Annotated in this window: 10 protein-coding genes; 8 read left to right on the top strand and 2 right to left on the bottom strand. The window is 71.9% G+C overall.

Annotation, left to right across the window (positions count from 1 at the left end; translation table 11 throughout):
- Positions 1–197: 197 nt before the first annotated feature.
- From AB0937_RS12285 to AB0937_RS12275, 3 genes are all read left to right on the top strand, one after another.
- Positions 198–401, top strand: coding sequence for a hypothetical protein (locus tag AB0937_RS12285; RefSeq protein WP_030852030.1), 204 nt, complete (start codon positions 198–200; stop codon positions 399–401).
- A gap of 212 nt (positions 402–613) precedes the next feature.
- On the top strand, positions 614–4,189 hold the full coding sequence (smc, locus tag AB0937_RS12280) for a chromosome segregation protein SMC (protein WP_366711267.1): 3,576 nt from the start codon (positions 614–616) through the stop codon (positions 4,187–4,189).
- 223 nt (positions 4,190–4,412) lie between these two features.
- Positions 4,413–5,831: a sugar porter family MFS transporter gene (locus AB0937_RS12275; protein WP_366711265.1), complete on the top strand. Its 1,419-nt coding sequence runs from the start codon at positions 4,413–4,415 to the stop codon at positions 5,829–5,831.
- Positions 5,832–5,967: 136 nt separating this feature from the next.
- On the opposite strand, the gene AB0937_RS12270 is transcribed toward AB0937_RS12275, so the two are convergent.
- Positions 5,968–6,939, bottom strand: a complete 972-nt coding sequence (locus tag AB0937_RS12270; RefSeq protein ID WP_366711263.1) for an LLM class flavin-dependent oxidoreductase — start codon at positions 6,937–6,939, stop codon at positions 5,968–5,970.
- Between the two features lie 151 nt (positions 6,940–7,090).
- Here AB0937_RS12270 and ftsY point away from each other — a divergent pair, with 151 nt between their 5' ends.
- Complete coding sequence (ftsY, locus tag AB0937_RS12265; RefSeq protein WP_366711261.1) at positions 7,091–8,290, top strand: signal recognition particle-docking protein FtsY; 1,200 nt, start codon at positions 7,091–7,093, stop codon at positions 8,288–8,290.
- 129 nt (positions 8,291–8,419) lie between these two features.
- Here ftsY and AB0937_RS12260 read toward each other — a convergent pair whose 3' ends face one another.
- Positions 8,420–9,082, bottom strand: coding sequence for a bifunctional DNA primase/polymerase (locus tag AB0937_RS12260; RefSeq protein ID WP_366711260.1), 663 nt, complete (start codon positions 9,080–9,082; stop codon positions 8,420–8,422).
- Positions 9,083–9,526: 444 nt separating this feature from the next.
- On the opposite strand from AB0937_RS12260, the gene AB0937_RS12255 reads away from it, so the two are divergent.
- From AB0937_RS12255 to AB0937_RS12240, 4 genes are all read left to right on the top strand, one after another.
- Positions 9,527–11,023 (top strand): hypothetical protein, encoded by a 1,497-nt coding sequence (locus AB0937_RS12255; RefSeq protein ID WP_366711258.1) that lies wholly within the window; start codon positions 9,527–9,529, stop codon positions 11,021–11,023.
- A gap of 339 nt (positions 11,024–11,362) precedes the next feature.
- The gene (locus AB0937_RS12250; RefSeq protein ID WP_366711256.1) at positions 11,363–12,703 is read left to right on the top strand and encodes an ammonium transporter; all 1,341 of its coding nucleotides are present in this window, start codon (positions 11,363–11,365) and stop codon (positions 12,701–12,703) included.
- Entirely contained in the window at positions 12,700–13,038 is a 339-nt protein-coding gene (locus tag AB0937_RS12245) for a P-II family nitrogen regulator (RefSeq protein WP_102907163.1), read from the top strand. The genes AB0937_RS12250 and AB0937_RS12245 overlap by 4 nt, the downstream gene beginning before the upstream one ends.
- A 23-nt stretch (positions 13,039–13,061) precedes the next feature.
- Positions 13,062–15,509 (top strand): [protein-PII] uridylyltransferase, encoded by a 2,448-nt coding sequence (locus AB0937_RS12240; RefSeq protein WP_366711254.1) that lies wholly within the window; start codon positions 13,062–13,064, stop codon positions 15,507–15,509.
- The last annotated feature ends 10 nt before the right edge of the window (positions 15,510–15,519 follow it).

Genomic DNA, 15,519 nt, shown 5'->3' with positions numbered 1-15,519 from the left:
CCGGGCCGCCCCTTGATACGGGGCGTGATCGTGTTGACCGTCAAACTTTTTGGTGAGACGCTGAAAGCCCCGCGCACCTTAGCTGTTTGGCATGGCTGAACGGCAGTACAACTCCAGGCCCTGCCAAGACCGCGGGTGCGAATCCCTCACGACCCACACCGCAGCGGTCGGTCACGCATTGTGGAGGACCATCCATCATGGCAAAGGCGCTTCTCGGTTACGTCGGCGGCTCCGACCCGCGACTCCTCGCCGAGATGCGACGGCTCCAGCAGCGCGTCCAGGACCTGGAATCCGAGCTCGGACGGATCCAGGCGGAGAACGAGGCGCTGACGGCTGCCGCTTCTCACGACAGGATCATGGAGAGCGTTGACGCACACCAGGCGGAGCCTGCGCTCACCTGATCACTGCACCGCTCCACATCGGTACAGCAGTGGTTGGGCCGCCCGTCACAACCGCCTAGTTGTCAGAAGTGCAAGGGACGCCCCGCCGGCGTCCCTTCTTTCTTGCCCCCGCATCCTTTCACCTTCTTTAACGTCTGATGTGCCCTGCGCGTTCAGCGGTGAAACCGTGGGTTCATGGAGTGAGACCGACCCGGGCGGTAGAGTCCGGCGGCGTGCACCTCAAGGCCCTGACCCTCCGCGGGTTCAAGTCGTTCGCCTCCGCGACCACCCTCCGGTTCGAGCCGGGGATCACGTGCGTCGTCGGACCGAACGGCTCGGGCAAGTCCAACGTCGTCGACGCGCTCAGCTGGGTCATGGGAGAGCAGGGCGCCAAGTCGCTGCGCGGCGGAAAGATGGAGGACGTCATCTTCGCCGGCACCACCGGCCGCCCCCCGCTGGGCCGGGCCGAGGTGTCCCTGACCATCGACAACTCCGACGGGGCCCTGCCCATCGAGTACGCCGAGGTCACCATCACGCGGATCATGTTCCGCAACGGCGGCAGCGAGTACCAGATCAACGGCGAGACCTGCCGCCTCCTCGACATCCAGGACCTCCTCTCCGACTCCGGCATCGGCCGCGAGATGCACGTGATCGTCGGGCAGGGCCAGCTCGACTCCGTGCTGCACGCCGATCCCATGGGCCGACGCGCCTTCATCGAGGAGGCCGCCGGCGTCCTCAAGCACCGCAAGCGCAAGGAGAAGGCGCTGCGCAAGCTGGACGCGATGCAGGCCAACCTCGCACGCGTGCAGGACCTCACCGACGAACTCAGACGCCAGCTCAAGCCCCTCGGCCGCCAGGCCGCCGTCGCCCGCCGGGCCGCCGTCATCCAGGCCGACCTGCGCGACGCCCGCCTGCGCCTGCTGGCCGACGACCTCGTGCGGCTCCAGGAAGCGCTCAAGGCCGAGGTCGCCGACGAGGCCGCGCTGAAGGAGCGCAAGGAGTCCGCCGAGCAGGACCTGCGCAGGGCGCAACAGCGCGAGGCCCTCCTGGAGGACGAGGTCCGGCAGCTCACACCACGCCTCCAGCGCGCCCAGCAGACCTGGTACGAACTCTCCCAGCTCGCCGAACGCGTGCGGGGCACGATCTCACTGGCCGACGCCCGGGTGAAGAGCGCCACCTCCGCGCCCCCCGAGGAGCGACGCGGCCGCGACCCCGAGGACATGGAGCGCGAGGCCGCCCGCATCCGTGAGCAGGAGGCCGAGCTGGAGGCCGCCCTGGAAGCGGCCGAACGCGCCCTGGAGGACACGGTCGCCCACCGTGCCGAGCTGGAACGCGCGCTCATCGAGGAGGAACGGCGCCTGAAGGACGCCGCCCGTGCCATCGCCGACCGGCGTGAGGGACTGGCCCGCCTCAGCGGCCAGGTCAACGCCGCCCGCTCCCGCGCGGCCTCCGCCCAGGCCGAGATCGAGCGCCTGGCCGCCGCCCGCGACGAGGCGCAGGAACGTGCCGTCGCCGCCCAGGAGGAGTACGAGGCCCTCAAGGCCGAGGTCGACGGCCTCGACGCGGGCGACGCGGAACTCGCCGAGCGGCACGAGTCGGCCAAGCAGCAGATGGCCGACGCCGAGGCCGCCCTCACGGCTGCCCGGGAGGCCGCCACCGCGGCGGAACGCAAACGCGCGGCGACCCAGGCCCGCCACGAGGCCCTGGCCCTCGGCCTGCGCCGCAAGGACGGCACCGGGATACTGCTGGCCGCGAAGGACCGTCTCTCCGGCCTGCTCGGCCCGGCGGCGGAACTCCTGACGGTGACCCCCGGCCACGAGGTCGCCGTCGCCGCGGCGTTCGGAGCGGCAGCGGACGCGATCGCCGTCACGACCCCGGCCTCGGCGGCAGACGCGATCAGACTCCTGCGCAAGCAGGACGGAGGCCGGGCGACCTTGCTCCTGGCAGGGGCTCCCGACGCCCCCGGGGGCGCGGGGAACGGCGCGACCAGCCCAGACGCACCCGCAGGTCACACCTTGGCCGCAGACCTGGTACGCGGCCCCTCCGACCTCATGCCGGCCGTCCGCCGGCTGCTGCACGGCATCGTCGTCGTCGGCACCCTCGAAGACGCCGAAGACCTCGTCTACCCCCGCCCGGACCTCACCGCGGTCACCACCGAAGGCGACCTCCTCGGCGCCCATTTCGCCCACGGCGGCTCCGCGGGCGCCCCCAGCCTCCTGGAGGTCCAGGCCTCCGTCGACGATGCCGCCGCCGAGCTGGAGGAGCTCGCCGTCCGCTGCGAGGAGCTGACCGAGGCCCAGCAGGCCGCCGTCGAGCGACGCAAGGAAGCCGCCGTACTGGTCGAGGAGCTGGGGGAGCGGCGCCGGGCGGCCGACCGGGAGAAGTCGGCCGTCGCCCAGCAGCTGGGCCGCCTCGCCGGGCAGGCACGGGGCGCCGCGGGGGAGGCCGAGCGGTCCACCGCCGCCGCGGCCCGGGCGCAGGAGGCCCTCGACCGGGCGCTCGAAGAGGTCGAGGAACTCGCCGAGCGGCTCGCCGTCGCCGAGGAGACGCCGATCGACGAGGAGCCCGACACCTCCGTACGGGACCGGCTCGCCGCCGACGGTGCCAACGCACGCCAGACCGAGATGGAGGCCCGGCTCCAGGCCCGTACGCACGAGGAACGCGTCAAGGGGCTGGCCGGACGGGCCGACTCCCTGGACCGGGCCGCCCGTGCGGAACGCGAGGCACGCGCGCGTGCCGAGCAGCGGCGGGCCCGGCTGCGCCACGAGGCGGCCGTCGCCGAGGCCGTCGGTGCGGGTGCGCGGCAGCTGCTCGCGCACGTCGAGGTCTCCCTGGCCCGCGCCGACGAAGAGCGCACCGCCGCCGAGGCCGCCAAGGCCCGCCGCGAGCAGGAACTCGCCCGCGCCCGCACCGAGGGGCGCGATCTCAAGGCCGAGCTCGACAAGTTGACGGATTCGGTCCACCGTGGCGAGGTACTCGGCGCCGAGAAGCGGCTGCGCATCGAGCAGTTGGAGACCAAGGCGCTGGAGGAGCTGGGTGTCGAACCGGCCGGGCTGGTGGCGGAGTACGGACCGCACCAGCTCGTGCCGCCCTCGCCCCCCGCCGAGGGCGAGGAGCTGCCGGAGGACCCGGAGCACCCGCGCAACCGGCCCCGGCCGTATCTCCGGGCCGAGCAGGAGAAGCGCCTGAAGGCCGCCGAGCGTGCCTATCAGCAGCTCGGCAAGGTGAACCCGCTCGCCCTGGAGGAGTTCGCGGCGCTGGAGGAGCGCCACCAGTTCCTCAGCGAGCAGCTCGAGGACCTGAAGAAGACGCGGGCGGACCTCCTCCAGGTGGTGAAGGAGGTCGACGAGCGCGTCGAGCAGGTCTTCACCGAGGCGTACCGCGACACGGCCCGGGAGTTCGAGGGCGTCTTCAGCCGGCTGTTCCCCGGCGGCGAGGGGCGGCTGATCCTGACCGACCCCGACAACATGCTCACCACGGGCGTGGACGTCGAGGCGCGGCCGCCGGGCAAGAAGGTCAAGCGGCTGTCGCTGCTCTCGGGCGGGGAGCGGTCGCTGACCGCGGTGGCCATGCTCGTGTCGATCTTCAAGGCGCGGCCCAGCCCGTTCTACGTCATGGACGAGGTCGAGGCCGCCCTCGACGACACCAACCTCCAGCGGCTGATCCGCATCATGCAGGAGCTCCAGGAAGCCTCCCAGCTGATCGTGATCACCCACCAGAAGCGCACCATGGAGGTCGCCGACGCGCTCTACGGCGTCTCCATGCAGGGCGACGGTGTGTCGAAGGTCATCAGCCAGCGCCTCCGCTAGATAGGTGTGCTCTACACCGGCCTCACCTGGGACTCTTCAAGACTTCAACACTTGAACACATAGTCGCCACACTCCTGCCTCAGATCGAAATCGGTCGCCCTATTGACTTCGAAACTTGAAGGCATAGTCTCTGCAACGTTCCTTTTACCTTCAGGTACCTTCAGGTGGCACCTCGAAGGGCTGATTCCCTCCGGCAGCGCTGCCGGTGGCCCGAGGAGTACACGTGACCAGCACAGCGCAGGCACCCAAGTCAGGAGCCAGGACGGCTCACCCCGATCATCTCGGGCACGTCATCTTCATCGCGGCGGCGGCCGCGATGGGCGGTTTCCTCTTCGGCTACGACAGTTCCGTGATCAACGGTGCCGTCGAGGCCATCCGTGACCGCTACGACGTCGGCTCCGCGGCCCTCGCCCAGGTCATCGCCATCGCCCTCATCGGCTGCGCCGTCGGCGCCGCCACCGCCGGTCGCATAGCCGACCGCATCGGGCGTATCCGGTGCATGCAGATCGCGGCGGTCCTCTTCACGATCAGCGCCGTCGGCTCCGCGCTGCCCTTCGCGCTGTGGGACCTGGCCTTCTGGCGCGTCGTCGGCGGCTTCGCCATCGGCATGGCGTCCGTGATCGGCCCGGCCTACATCGCCGAGGTCGCACCGCCCGCCTACCGCGGCCGGCTCGGCTCCTTCCAGCAGGCCGCGATCGTCATCGGCATCGCCGTGTCGCAGCTGGTCAACTGGGGTCTGCTGAACGCCGCCGACGGCGACCAGCGCGGGAAGCTGATGGGCCTGGAGGCCTGGCAGGTCATGCTCGGCGTCATGGTCGTCCCGGCCGTCCTCTACGGGCTGCTCTCCTTCGCCATCCCCGAGTCCCCGCGCTTCCTCATCTCCGTGGGCAAGCATGAGCGCGCCCGGGAGATCCTCGCCGAGGTCGAGGGCAAGGACGTCGACCTGAACGCCCGTGTCGCCGAGATCGAGGGCGCCATGAAGAGCGAGCACAAGTCGAGCTTCAAGGACCTGCTCGGCGGCGGCTTCTTCTTCAAGCCGATCGTCTGGATCGGCATCGGCCTGTCGGTCTTCCAGCAGTTCGTCGGCATCAACGTCGCGTTCTACTACTCCGCGACGCTGTGGCAGTCGGTCGGCGTCGACCCCGCCGACTCGTTCTTCTACTCCTTCACCACGTCGATCATCAACATCGTCGGCACCGTCATCGCGATGATCTTCGTCGACCGCATCGGCCGCCGGCCGCTCGCGATCATCGGCTCGGTCGGCATGGTCGTCGGCCTCGCGCTGGAGGCCTGGGCCTTCTCCCACCACCTCGTCGACGGCAAGCTGCCGGCCACGCAGGGCTGGATCGCCCTGATCGCCGCGCACGTCTTCGTTCTCTTCTTCGCCCTGTCCTGGGGTGTGGTCGTCTGGGTCATGCTCGGCGAGATGTTCCCGAACCGGATCCGTGCCGCCGCCCTGGGTGTGGCCGCCGCCGCGCAGTGGATCGCCAACTGGGCCATCACCGCGAGCTTCCCGTCCCTGGCCGACTGGAACCTCTCCGCGACCTACGTGATCTACACCGCGTTCGCCGCGCTCTCGATCCCGTTCGTCCTGAAGTTCGTCAAGGAGACGAAGGGCAAGGCCCTGGAGGAGATGGGCTAGACCCGTCCCGAGACTCGGGGGGAAGGGCCAAAGTCCCCGCTGCCCCTCTCCCCGTAACCCGCCGCCGCCCCGGTTCGGCCACTGCCCGAGCCGGGGCGGCGGTCTGTCGTGCACCGGACCCCGACCTCCGGCAGCGTCAGCGGTCCAGCCCCGGCAGCACCCGTTCGCAGAACAGCTGCAGGCTCCGCCATCCCTCCTCCACCGGCATCCCGCCCGCCAGCGGATGCAGGACGTAGGAATCCAGCCCCAGCGCCACGCACGCCTCCGGGGTGAGGATCCGGTACACGCCCTCGGCGCGCAGCTCCTCGACCGTCGACGCGGCCGACTTCACCGCCGAGCGCATCCCGCCCGGCTGCCAGGCGGCGTACGTCCGGGCCTCGTGCAGGAAGTGCCGCCCGTACCGCGCCCACGCCCGGTCCGGGTCCTCCGCCACGTGCAGCAGGGGCGTCTCGGCGGCGGGCATCATCACCCAGCCCTCGGTGCCGTACTCGGCGAGCCGCTCCTTGTAGTACGCCTCCAGCTCCGGCAGGTGCGCGCTCGGGAAGAACGGCAGTCCGAGCCGGGCGGCGCGGCGGGCCGCTGCGCGGGACGAGCCGCCGACCAGGAGCATCGGGTGCGGTTCGGTGAAGGGACGCGGTGTGACGCGGACCGTGCGGCCGCGGTAGGAGAAGGGCTCACCCGTCCAAGCCGCCAGCACTGTCTCCAGCAGCTCGTCCTGGAGGGCGCCGCGCCGGGTGAAGTCCACGCCGAACTGCTCGTACTCCTCCGGCCGGTACCCGATCCCGGCGACGGTCACCAGCCGGCCGCCGCTCAGCAGATCCAGCACGGCGATCTCCTCGGCCAGTCGCAGCGGGTCGTGCAGCGGGCCGATGATCGCCGAGACGGTGACCGCGACACGCCGGGTCGCGCCGAAGACGGCCCCCGCGAAGGCGAACGGTGACGGCAGCCAGTTGTTGTCCGCCCCGTGGTGCTCCTCCGTCTGCACCGTGCTCACGCCCCGGTCGTCGGCGTACGCGGCCATTTCCAGGGCCGCCCGGTAGCGGGCGCCGAGCTCGGCGGGGCCGGCCCCGGGAGCGACGAGGTTGAAGCGTGCGACCGTGACGGGCATGGGGGCGTCTCCCTCCGCCGGGCGGGTGTCCGGGGGACGGTAGCTGACGAGGCGTCAGACATCCAGGGGTGTGGAGATCCGGCGGCACCCGGCCCCGAGGGGGCGCGCGAGCGGGGTGACCCGGGGGCCCATGACTGATACTGGACCCGTTATGGACATCGTCATCCTTGCTGTAGTCATCGCCGTGGTCGTGATCGGCGCGCTCGGCGGGCTCATCGTCGGCAGCCGGCGCAAGAAGCAGCTGCCTCCGCCCCCGCCCGCGGCGCCCGACATCACCGCCCCACCGGCCGAGCCGCACGTCGGCGACGAGGCCGAGACGCCGCGGGAGGAACCGCGGCGCACCATAGAGGAGGTGGATCTCCCGGACGGCTCGGCTCCGGTCGTAGTCGAGGAGCCGCCCGCCGAAGCTCCCGAGATCGAGATCCCGGAACCCACCGCCGGCCGCCTGGTCCGGCTGCGGACCCGGCTCTCCCGCTCCCAGAACGCCCTCGGCAAGGGGCTGCTCACGCTGCTGTCGCGCGAGCACCTCGACGAGGACACCTGGGAGGAGATCGAGGACACCCTGCTCACCGCCGACGTCGGTGTGCAGCCCACCCAGGAGCTGGTCGAGCGGCTGCGTGAGCGCGTGAAGGTGCTCGGCACCCGCACCCCGGAGGAGCTGCGCACCCTGCTCCGCGAGGAACTGGTCACGCTGGTCGGCCGCGACATGGACCGCGCGGTGAAGACGGAGCCGGAGGACCGCAAGCCGGGCATCGTGATGGTCGTCGGCGTCAACGGAACCGGCAAGACCACCACCACCGGAAAGCTCGCCCGCGTCCTGGTGGCCGACGGACAGAGCGTCGTGCTCGGCGCCGCCGACACCTTCCGTGCCGCCGCCGCCGATCAGCTCCAGACCTGGGGCGAGCGCGTCGGCGCCCACACCGTGCGCGGACCGGAGGGCGGCGACCCGGCCTCCGTGGCCTTCGACGCGGTCAAGGAGGGCAAGGAGATGGGCGCGAACGTCGTGCTCATCGACACCGCCGGCCGCCTGCACACCAAGACCGGCCTCATGGACGAGCTCGGCAAGGTCAAGCGGGTCGTCGAGAAGCAGGCCCCGGTCGACGAGGTGCTGCTCGTCCTGGACGCCACCACCGGCCAGAACGGCCTGGTCCAGGCCCGGGTCTTCTCCGAGGTCGTCGACATCACCGGCATCGTGCTCACCAAGCTCGACGGCACGGCCAAGGGCGGCATCGTGGTCGCGGTCCAGCGCGAGCTGGGCGTCCCGGTCAAGCTCGTCGGACTCGGCGAGGGAGCGGACGACCTGGCGCCGTTCGAGCCGGAGGCGTTCGTTGACGCCCTTATCGGAGAGTGAGTCCGGCACCCACCGAGGACTCACCCACGAAAGTCGCATGTGCACGGCGAAGCGCCCGCCCCCCGGGATCCGGTCGGGGCCGGGCGCTTCGCCGTGCCGTGTCCGTTCGCCCTGTGCGTCGCGTCCTGGCTAGGCCCGCGACCGGTGGGCCACGTACGCCAGCGTGCCCAGTACCAGGCGGGCCTCCGGCGGGCGGGACGCCGAGTCCAGGGCGGGGGAGCGCAGCCAGCGCACCGGGCCCAGGCCGCCGCGGTCGGAGGGCGGTGCCGTGATGTGCGTGCCCGGGCCGAGGCCGCGCAGGTCGAGCGCCTCCGGGTCGTCCCAGCCCATGCGGTAGAGCAGTCCGGGCAGGTCGGCGGCGGCACCGGGGGCGACGAAGAAGTGCGCGCGGCCGTCCGGGGTCGCGGCGACCGGGCCGACGGGCAGGCCCATGCGCTCCAGCCGGGCCAGTGCGCGGCAGCCGGCGGGCTCGGCCACCTCGATGACGTCGAACGCCCGGCCGACCGGCAGCATCACCGAGGCGCCGGGGAACTCGGCCCACGTCTCGGTCACGGCGTCCAGCGTCGCTCCGGCCGGGAGCACCGGCGCGAAGTCGAGCGGGTGCGCGCCCGGCGCGGGGCAGTCGCCGCAGCCGCAGGAGCAGGCGCCCGCCGAGGCCCGGGCCCCCGGCACCACGTCCCAGCCCCACAGCCCGGTGTACTCGGCGACGGCGGTGCCGTCCGACGTGCGGCGGCGGCGTGAGCCGGACCGGATGTCGCGCATGCCACGGTTGATGCCGATCGTGAAGCCCATGCCCCCTCCAACGGGTCCGGCGCCCGGCGGTTACGCAGCGGGCGCGGTGCGTGACTCTCTGTTTCCGCCTTCCCGGTGGCGGTCGGTCCACTCGGCGCCCCGACGCGTCCGGGGTGGTGTGCCCGGCGACGCGCGCCCCCGAGTGCATCGCTGCACCCGCTCTTGGTCGTGCTGTGTCAAGTGAATCGCGCCTGGCCGTACGTGAGTTCATTCGAAGGGGTGGCGAATGGTGGCGTTTCCGTGTGAGCCGTGGCTGGACGGGTGATCGTAGGATTACTTTGTGTGCACGAGTCCTGGGGGCACATGCGCTCGTGGGTATGCCGGAGGCAAGTCGTCATTCCGTTCGAAGGGTGACAAGGGCCGGACGGGCGGCGGTATGAACCGGCATGCTGATAGGGCTTGGCGCACTCGGCGACAAGTGGTCTCAGGGATGGGGGCGTTCCAGTGAGCGGCAACGGCGGAAGCGGAACGAACGCTGCGAGCGCGACGCACGCCGACAAGCGCTCGAACGAGCTGCTCACCTCCTGGTTCGTGCGCAGCGGCTGGTCCAAGGGCGAGCTCGCCCGCCAGGTCAACCGCAGGGCACGGCAGTTGGGCGCCAACCACATCTCCACGGACACCTCGCGGGTGCGCCGCTGGCTCGACGGCGAGAACCCCCGCGAGCCCATCCCCAGGATCCTGTCCGAGCTGTTCTCCGAGCGCTTCGGCGTCGTCGTCTCCGTCGAGGACCTGGGCCTGCGCACCGCGCGCCAGTCACCCTCCGCGACCGGCGTCGACCTGCCGTGGACGGGCCCGCAGACGGTGGCCCTGCTCAGCGAGTTCTCGCGCAGCGACCTGATGCTGGCGCGGCGCGGCTTCCTCGGGAGCTCGCTGGCCCTGTCCGCGGGCCCGGCCCTCATCGAGCCCATGCAGCGCTGGCTCGTCCCCTCGCTCCCGGCCCCGCGTTCCGAGCCCGGGCCCGTGGGCGGCTCGGGGCGCGCCCGCGGCCGGCTCTCCAAGCCGGAGCTGGACCTCCTGGAGTCCACGACGGTGATGTTCCGGCAGTGGGACGCCCAGTGCGGCGGTGGCCTGCGCCGCAAGGCGGTCGTCGGGCAGCTGCACGAGGTGACCGACCTCCTCCAGGAGCCCCAGCCGGAGCCCACGACCCGGCGCCTGTTCAAGGTCGCCGCCGAACTGGCCGAACTGGCCGGCTGGATGTCGTACGACATCGGGCTCCAGCCGACCGCGCAGAAGTACTTCGTCCTCGCGCTGCACGCCGCCAAGGAGGCCGGTGACCGGCCGCTGGGGTCGTACGTGCTGTCCAGCATGAGCCGCCAGATGATCCACCTGGGCCGGCCCGACGACGCGCTGGAGCTGATCCACCTCGCGCAGTACGGCAGCCGGGACTGCGCCAGCCCCCGCACCCAGTCGATGCTGTATGCGATGGAGGCCCGTGCCTACGCCAACATGGGGCAGCCCGGCAAGTGCAAGCGGGCGGTGCGGATGGCCGAGGACACCTTCGCCGAGGCCGACGAGTGGGACGAGCCGGACCCCGACTGGATCCGCTTCTTCTCCGAGGCCGAGCTGTACGGGGAGAACTCCCACTCGTACCGTGACCTGGCGTACGTCGCCGGCCGCAGCCCCACGTACGCCTCACTGGCCGAGCCCCTGATGAACCGGGCCGTGGAGCTCTTCGCCAAGGACGGCGAGCACCAGCGCTCCTACGCGCTGAACCTCATCGGCATGGCCACGGTCCACCTCCTCCAGCGCGAGCCCGAGCGGAGCACGGGCTTCGCCACCGAGGCCATGCTGGTCGCCAAGAAGGTCCGCTCCGAGCGGGTCAACACCCGTATCCGAAAGACGGTCGACACCGCAGCGCGCGACTTCGGCGACCTCGGTGAGGTCGTCGACCTCACCGAGCGGCTCGCGGCCGAGCTGCCCGAGGCCGCCGAGGCCGTCTGAGGAGCCGCAGAACCCCCTGAACCCCGGCCGCGGCCGGCCCTCCCGAACTGCCCGACTCGGCTCCCCCATGCCAGGTCATCGGAAGGCCGGCCGCGGCCGGTTCCCTGCGCCCCCGGCTGCCTGAAAGCCGAAGGTTGCGCCACGATAACGATCGGCTCGCCCACAATCGGGCAGTTCATCGACGCGTAACACAGAACGTGCCTTCGTCACGGTCGCGAAACAACGAGGGGCTTCGACCGAAACCGCGCTGCGCCAATCTCGTGGCGCATAACCGGCCCACCCCTCATTCCGCTCGAGGCTTCGCCCGCACGGGGCCGTACCAATGACGAGGAGACGCCGATGGCACCAGCCATCACCCTTGCCGCAGAAGCGCCCAAGCTCTCTGCCGCGAACACAGGGTTCATGCTCATCTGTTCCGCCCTGGTGATGCTCATGACGCCGGGCCTGGCCTTCTTCTACGGAGGCATGGTCCGCGTCAAGAGCACCCTGAACATGCTGATGATGAGTTTCATCAGCCTCGGGATCGTCACCATCCTGTGGGTGCTGTACGGGTTCTCCATGGCGTTCGGCACCGACTCCGGCAGCCTCATCGGCTGGAACTCCGACTGGGTCGGCCTCGGCAACATCGGCCTCACGGAACTCTGGCCCGGCTACACCATCCCGGTGTTCGTGTTCCTGGTCTTCCAGCTGATGTTCGCGATCATCACGCCCGCCCTGATCAGCGGCGCCCTCGCGGACCGGGTGAAGTTCAGCGCGTGGGCGCTGTTCATCGCCCTGTGGGCCACGGTCGTCTACTTCCCGGTCGCGCACTGGGTCTGGGGCACCGGCGGGTGGGCCTTCGAGCTGGGCGTCATCGACTTCGCCGGTGGTACGGCGGTCCACATCAACGCGGGTGCCGCGGCCCTCGGCGTGATCCTCGTCATCGGCAAGCGCGTCGGCTTCAAGAAGGACCCGATGCGCCCGCACAGCCTGCCGCTGGTCATGCTCGGCGCCGGTCTGCTGTGGTTCGGCTGGTTCGGCTTCAACGCCGGCTCCTGGCTCGGCAACGACGACGGCGTCGGCGCGCTGATGTTCGTGAACACGCAGGTCGCCACCGCCGCCGCCATGCTGGCCTGGCTCATCTACGAGAAGATCCGCCACGGCGCGTTCACCACGCTCGGTGCCGCCTCCGGCGCCGTCGCGGGCCTGGTCGCCATCACCCCGGCCGGCGGCGCGGTCACCCCGCTCGGCGCGATCGCGGTCGGCGCCATCGCCGGTGTGCTGTGCGCCATGGCCGTCGGCCTGAAGTACAAGTTCGGCTACGACGACTCCCTCGACGTCGTCGGCGTCCACCTGGTCGGCGGTGTCGTCGGCTCCCTGCTGATCGGCTTCTTCGCCAGCGGCAAGGGCCAGTCCACCGTCGAGGGCCTCTTCTACGGCGGCGGCCTGACCCAGTTCTGGAAGCAGTGCGCCGGTGTCTTCGCGGTGCTCGGCTACTCCCTGGTCGTCTCCGCGGTCCTCGCCTTCATCCTCGACAAGACCATGGGCATGCGGGTCCCCGAGGACGACGAGGTCGCCGGCATCGACCAGGCCGAGCACGCCGAGACCGCATACGACTTCAGCGGCGCCGGTGGCGGCGCCGCCAAGACGGCCGTCACGGCCCCGGTCGCCGCAACCGCGAGCAAGAAGGTGGACGCATGAAGCTCATCACCGCCGTCGTGAAGCCGCACCGGCTCGACGAGATCAAGGAGGCCCTGCAGGCCTTCGGCGTGCACGGCCTGACGGTCACCGAGGCAAGCGGCTACGGTCGTCAGCGGGGACACACCGAGGTCTACCGGGGCGCCGAGTACACCGTCGACCTGGTCCCCAAGATCCGCATCGAGGTCCTGGTCGAGGACGACGACGCCGAACAGCTCATCGAGGTCGTCGTGAAGGCCGCCCGCACCGGCAAGATCGGTGACGGCAAGGTCTGGTCCATCCCGGTCGACACCGCCGTACGGGTCCGGACCGGCGAGCGCGGTCCGGACGCGCTCTGACACAGAAGAACAGGAGTCGCCGGGTGACGGGTACGAACGTGCAGAACGAAGCAGAGGACTCGGGACCCAGCGGCTACGCGGCGGCCCGGCTGCGTCTCCTCACCGAGGAGGCGCGGTCCGGGCCGCCGCGCCGTGCGGCCCTGGCCGAACTCACGGACCACTGGCTCACCGGTCTGTTCGCCGCGGGCGCGGAGGGACTGCGCGGCGCGTCCCTGGTCGCCGTCGGCGGCTACGGACGCGGCGAGCTGTCCCCGCGCAGCGACCTCGACCTGCTCCTGCTGCACGACGGCGGTGACACCAAGGCCGTCGCCGCCCTCGCCGACCGGCTCTGGTATCCCGTCTGGGACCTGGGCCTGGACCTGGACCACTCCGTGCGCACCCCCGACGAGGCCCGCAAGACCGCAGGTGAGGACCTCAAGGTGCAGCTCGGCCTGCTGGACGCCCGGCACATCGCCGGCGACCTCGGACTCACCGCCTCCCTGCGCACCGCCGTCCTCGCCGACTGGCGCAACCAGGCCCCCAAGCGCCTGCCCGAGCTCCAGGAACTGTGCGCCGAACGCGCCGAGCGGCAGGGCGAGCTGCAGTACCTGCTGGAGCCCGACCTGAAGGAGGCCCGCGGCGGGCTGCGGGACGCCACCGCGCTGCGGGCCGTCGCCGCCTCCTGGCTCGCCGACGCACCCCGCGAGGGCCTCGCCGACGCCCGGCGCCGGCTCCTCGACGTCCGGGACGCCCTGCACCTGGCCACCGGGCGCGCCACCGACCGGCTCGCCCTCCAGGAGCAGGACCAGGTGGCCGCCGAGCTGGGCCTGCTCGACGCGGACACCCTGCTGCGGCAGGTGTACGAGGCGGCCCGGCTCGTCTCGTACGCGAGTGACGTCACCTGGCGCGAGGTGGGCCGCGTCCTGCGGTCGCGAGCCGTACGGCCCCGGCTGCGCGCCATGCTCGGCGGCGGGAAGCCGACCGCCGAGCGGTCCCCGCTGGCCGAGGGCGTGGTGGAGCAGGACGGCGAGGTGGTGCTCGCCCGCGCCGCGCGCCCCGAACGCGACCCCGTGCTGCCGCTGCGCGCCGCGGCCGCCGCCGCGCAGGCCGGACTCCCGCTCTCGCTGCACGCCGTACGGCGCCTGGCGGCCACCGTACGCCCGCTGCCCGCTCCCTGGCCCGCCGAGGCCCGCGAACAGCTCGTCACCCTGCTCGGCTCCGGCCGCCCCACCATCGACGTCTGGGAGGCGCTGGAGGCGGAAGGGCTGGTCACCCGGCTGCTGCCCGACTGGGAGCGGGTCCGCTGCCGCCCGCAGCGCAACGCCGTGCACCTGTGGACCGTCGACCGGCACCTCATCGAGACCGCGGTGCGCGCCTCCGAGTTCACCCGCCGGGTCAGCCGCCCCGACCTGCTGCTGGTCGCCGCGCTGCTGCACGACATCGGCAAGGGCTGGCCGGGCGACCACTCCGTGGCGGGCGAGATCATCGCCAAGGACGTGGCCACCCGGATCGGCTTCGACCGCCACGACGTGACCGTCATCGCCACCCTCGTACGGCACCACCTGCTGCTCATCGACACCGCCACCCGGCGCGATCTGGAGGACCCGGCCACCGTGCGGTCCGTTGCCGAGGCCGTCGGATCCGAGGGCACCCTGGAGCTGCTGCACGCGCTCACCGAGGCCGACGCCCTCGCGACCGGCCCGGCCGCCTGGTCGGCCTGGCGCGGCTCACTCGTCGCCGACCTGGTCAAACGGGTCTCGGCGGTGCTCGCCGGGGACGCCCCGGACGACCCCGAGGAGGCCGCGCCGACCACCGAGCAGGAGCGGCTCGCCCTGGAGGCGGCCGCGACGGGCAGCCCGGTGCTCTCCCTGCGTGCCCAGACCGAGCCGCCCGCCGGGCAGGAGCCGTCCGGCGACCCCGAGCCGCTCGGGGTGGAGCTGCTCATCGCCGTACCCGACCAGCCCGGGGTGCTGCCCGCGGTGGCCGGCGTCCTCGCCATGCACCGGCTGACCGTACGCACCGCCGAGCTGCGCTCCCTGCACCTCCCGGACGGCGTCGACGGCTCCGTCCTGCTGCTGGACTGGCGCGTCGCGGCCGAGTACGGCTCCCTGCCGCAGGCCGCCCGGCTGCGCTCGGACCTGGTCCGGGCCCTGGACGGCTCCCTGGACATCGCCGGCCGCCTCGCCGAACGGGACGCGGCCTATCCGCGCCGCCGGGGCGTCGTCGCCCCCGCGGCCCGGGTGTCGGTCCACCCGGCCGCCTCCCGGCTGGCCACGGTCATCGAGGTCCGCTCCCAGGACGCCCCGGGCCTGCTGTTCCGTATCGGCCACGCCCTGGAGGACGCGAACGTGCACGTGCGCAGCGCCCACGTCTCGACCCTCGGCGCCAACGCCGTCGACGCCTTCTACGTGACCGGCCCGGAAGGCGCGCCACTGCCCGGGGACGAGGCGGCGGCGGTGGCGCGGAAGCTGGAGGAGACACTGCGGGGGTGAGGGCGACCCG

Source organism: Streptomyces sp. NPDC047880 (assembly GCF_040706515.1).
Lineage (GTDB): Bacteria > Actinomycetota > Actinomycetes > Streptomycetales > Streptomycetaceae > Streptomyces.
Note: the sequence above shows the minus strand (reverse complement) of the source record. Positions and strands in the feature narration are given on the sequence as shown.

Coding starts and splice junctions, on each gene's coding strand:
- AB0937_RS12250 (WP_366711256.1), top strand. CDS start 11,363: ATGGCACCAGCCATCACCCTTGCCGCAGAAGCGCCCAAGCTCTCTGCC.
- AB0937_RS12245 (WP_102907163.1), top strand. CDS start 12,700: ATGAAGCTCATCACCGCCGTCGTGAAGCCGCACCGGCTCGACGAGATC.
- ftsY (WP_366711261.1), top strand. CDS start 7,091: ATGGACATCGTCATCCTTGCTGTAGTCATCGCCGTGGTCGTGATCGGC.
- AB0937_RS12285 (WP_030852030.1), top strand. CDS start 198: ATGGCAAAGGCGCTTCTCGGTTACGTCGGCGGCTCCGACCCGCGACTC.
- AB0937_RS12260 (WP_366711260.1), bottom strand. CDS start 9,082: ATGGGCTTCACGATCGGCATCAACCGTGGCATGCGCGACATCCGGTCC.
- AB0937_RS12270 (WP_366711263.1), bottom strand. CDS start 6,939: ATGCCCGTCACGGTCGCACGCTTCAACCTCGTCGCTCCCGGGGCCGGC.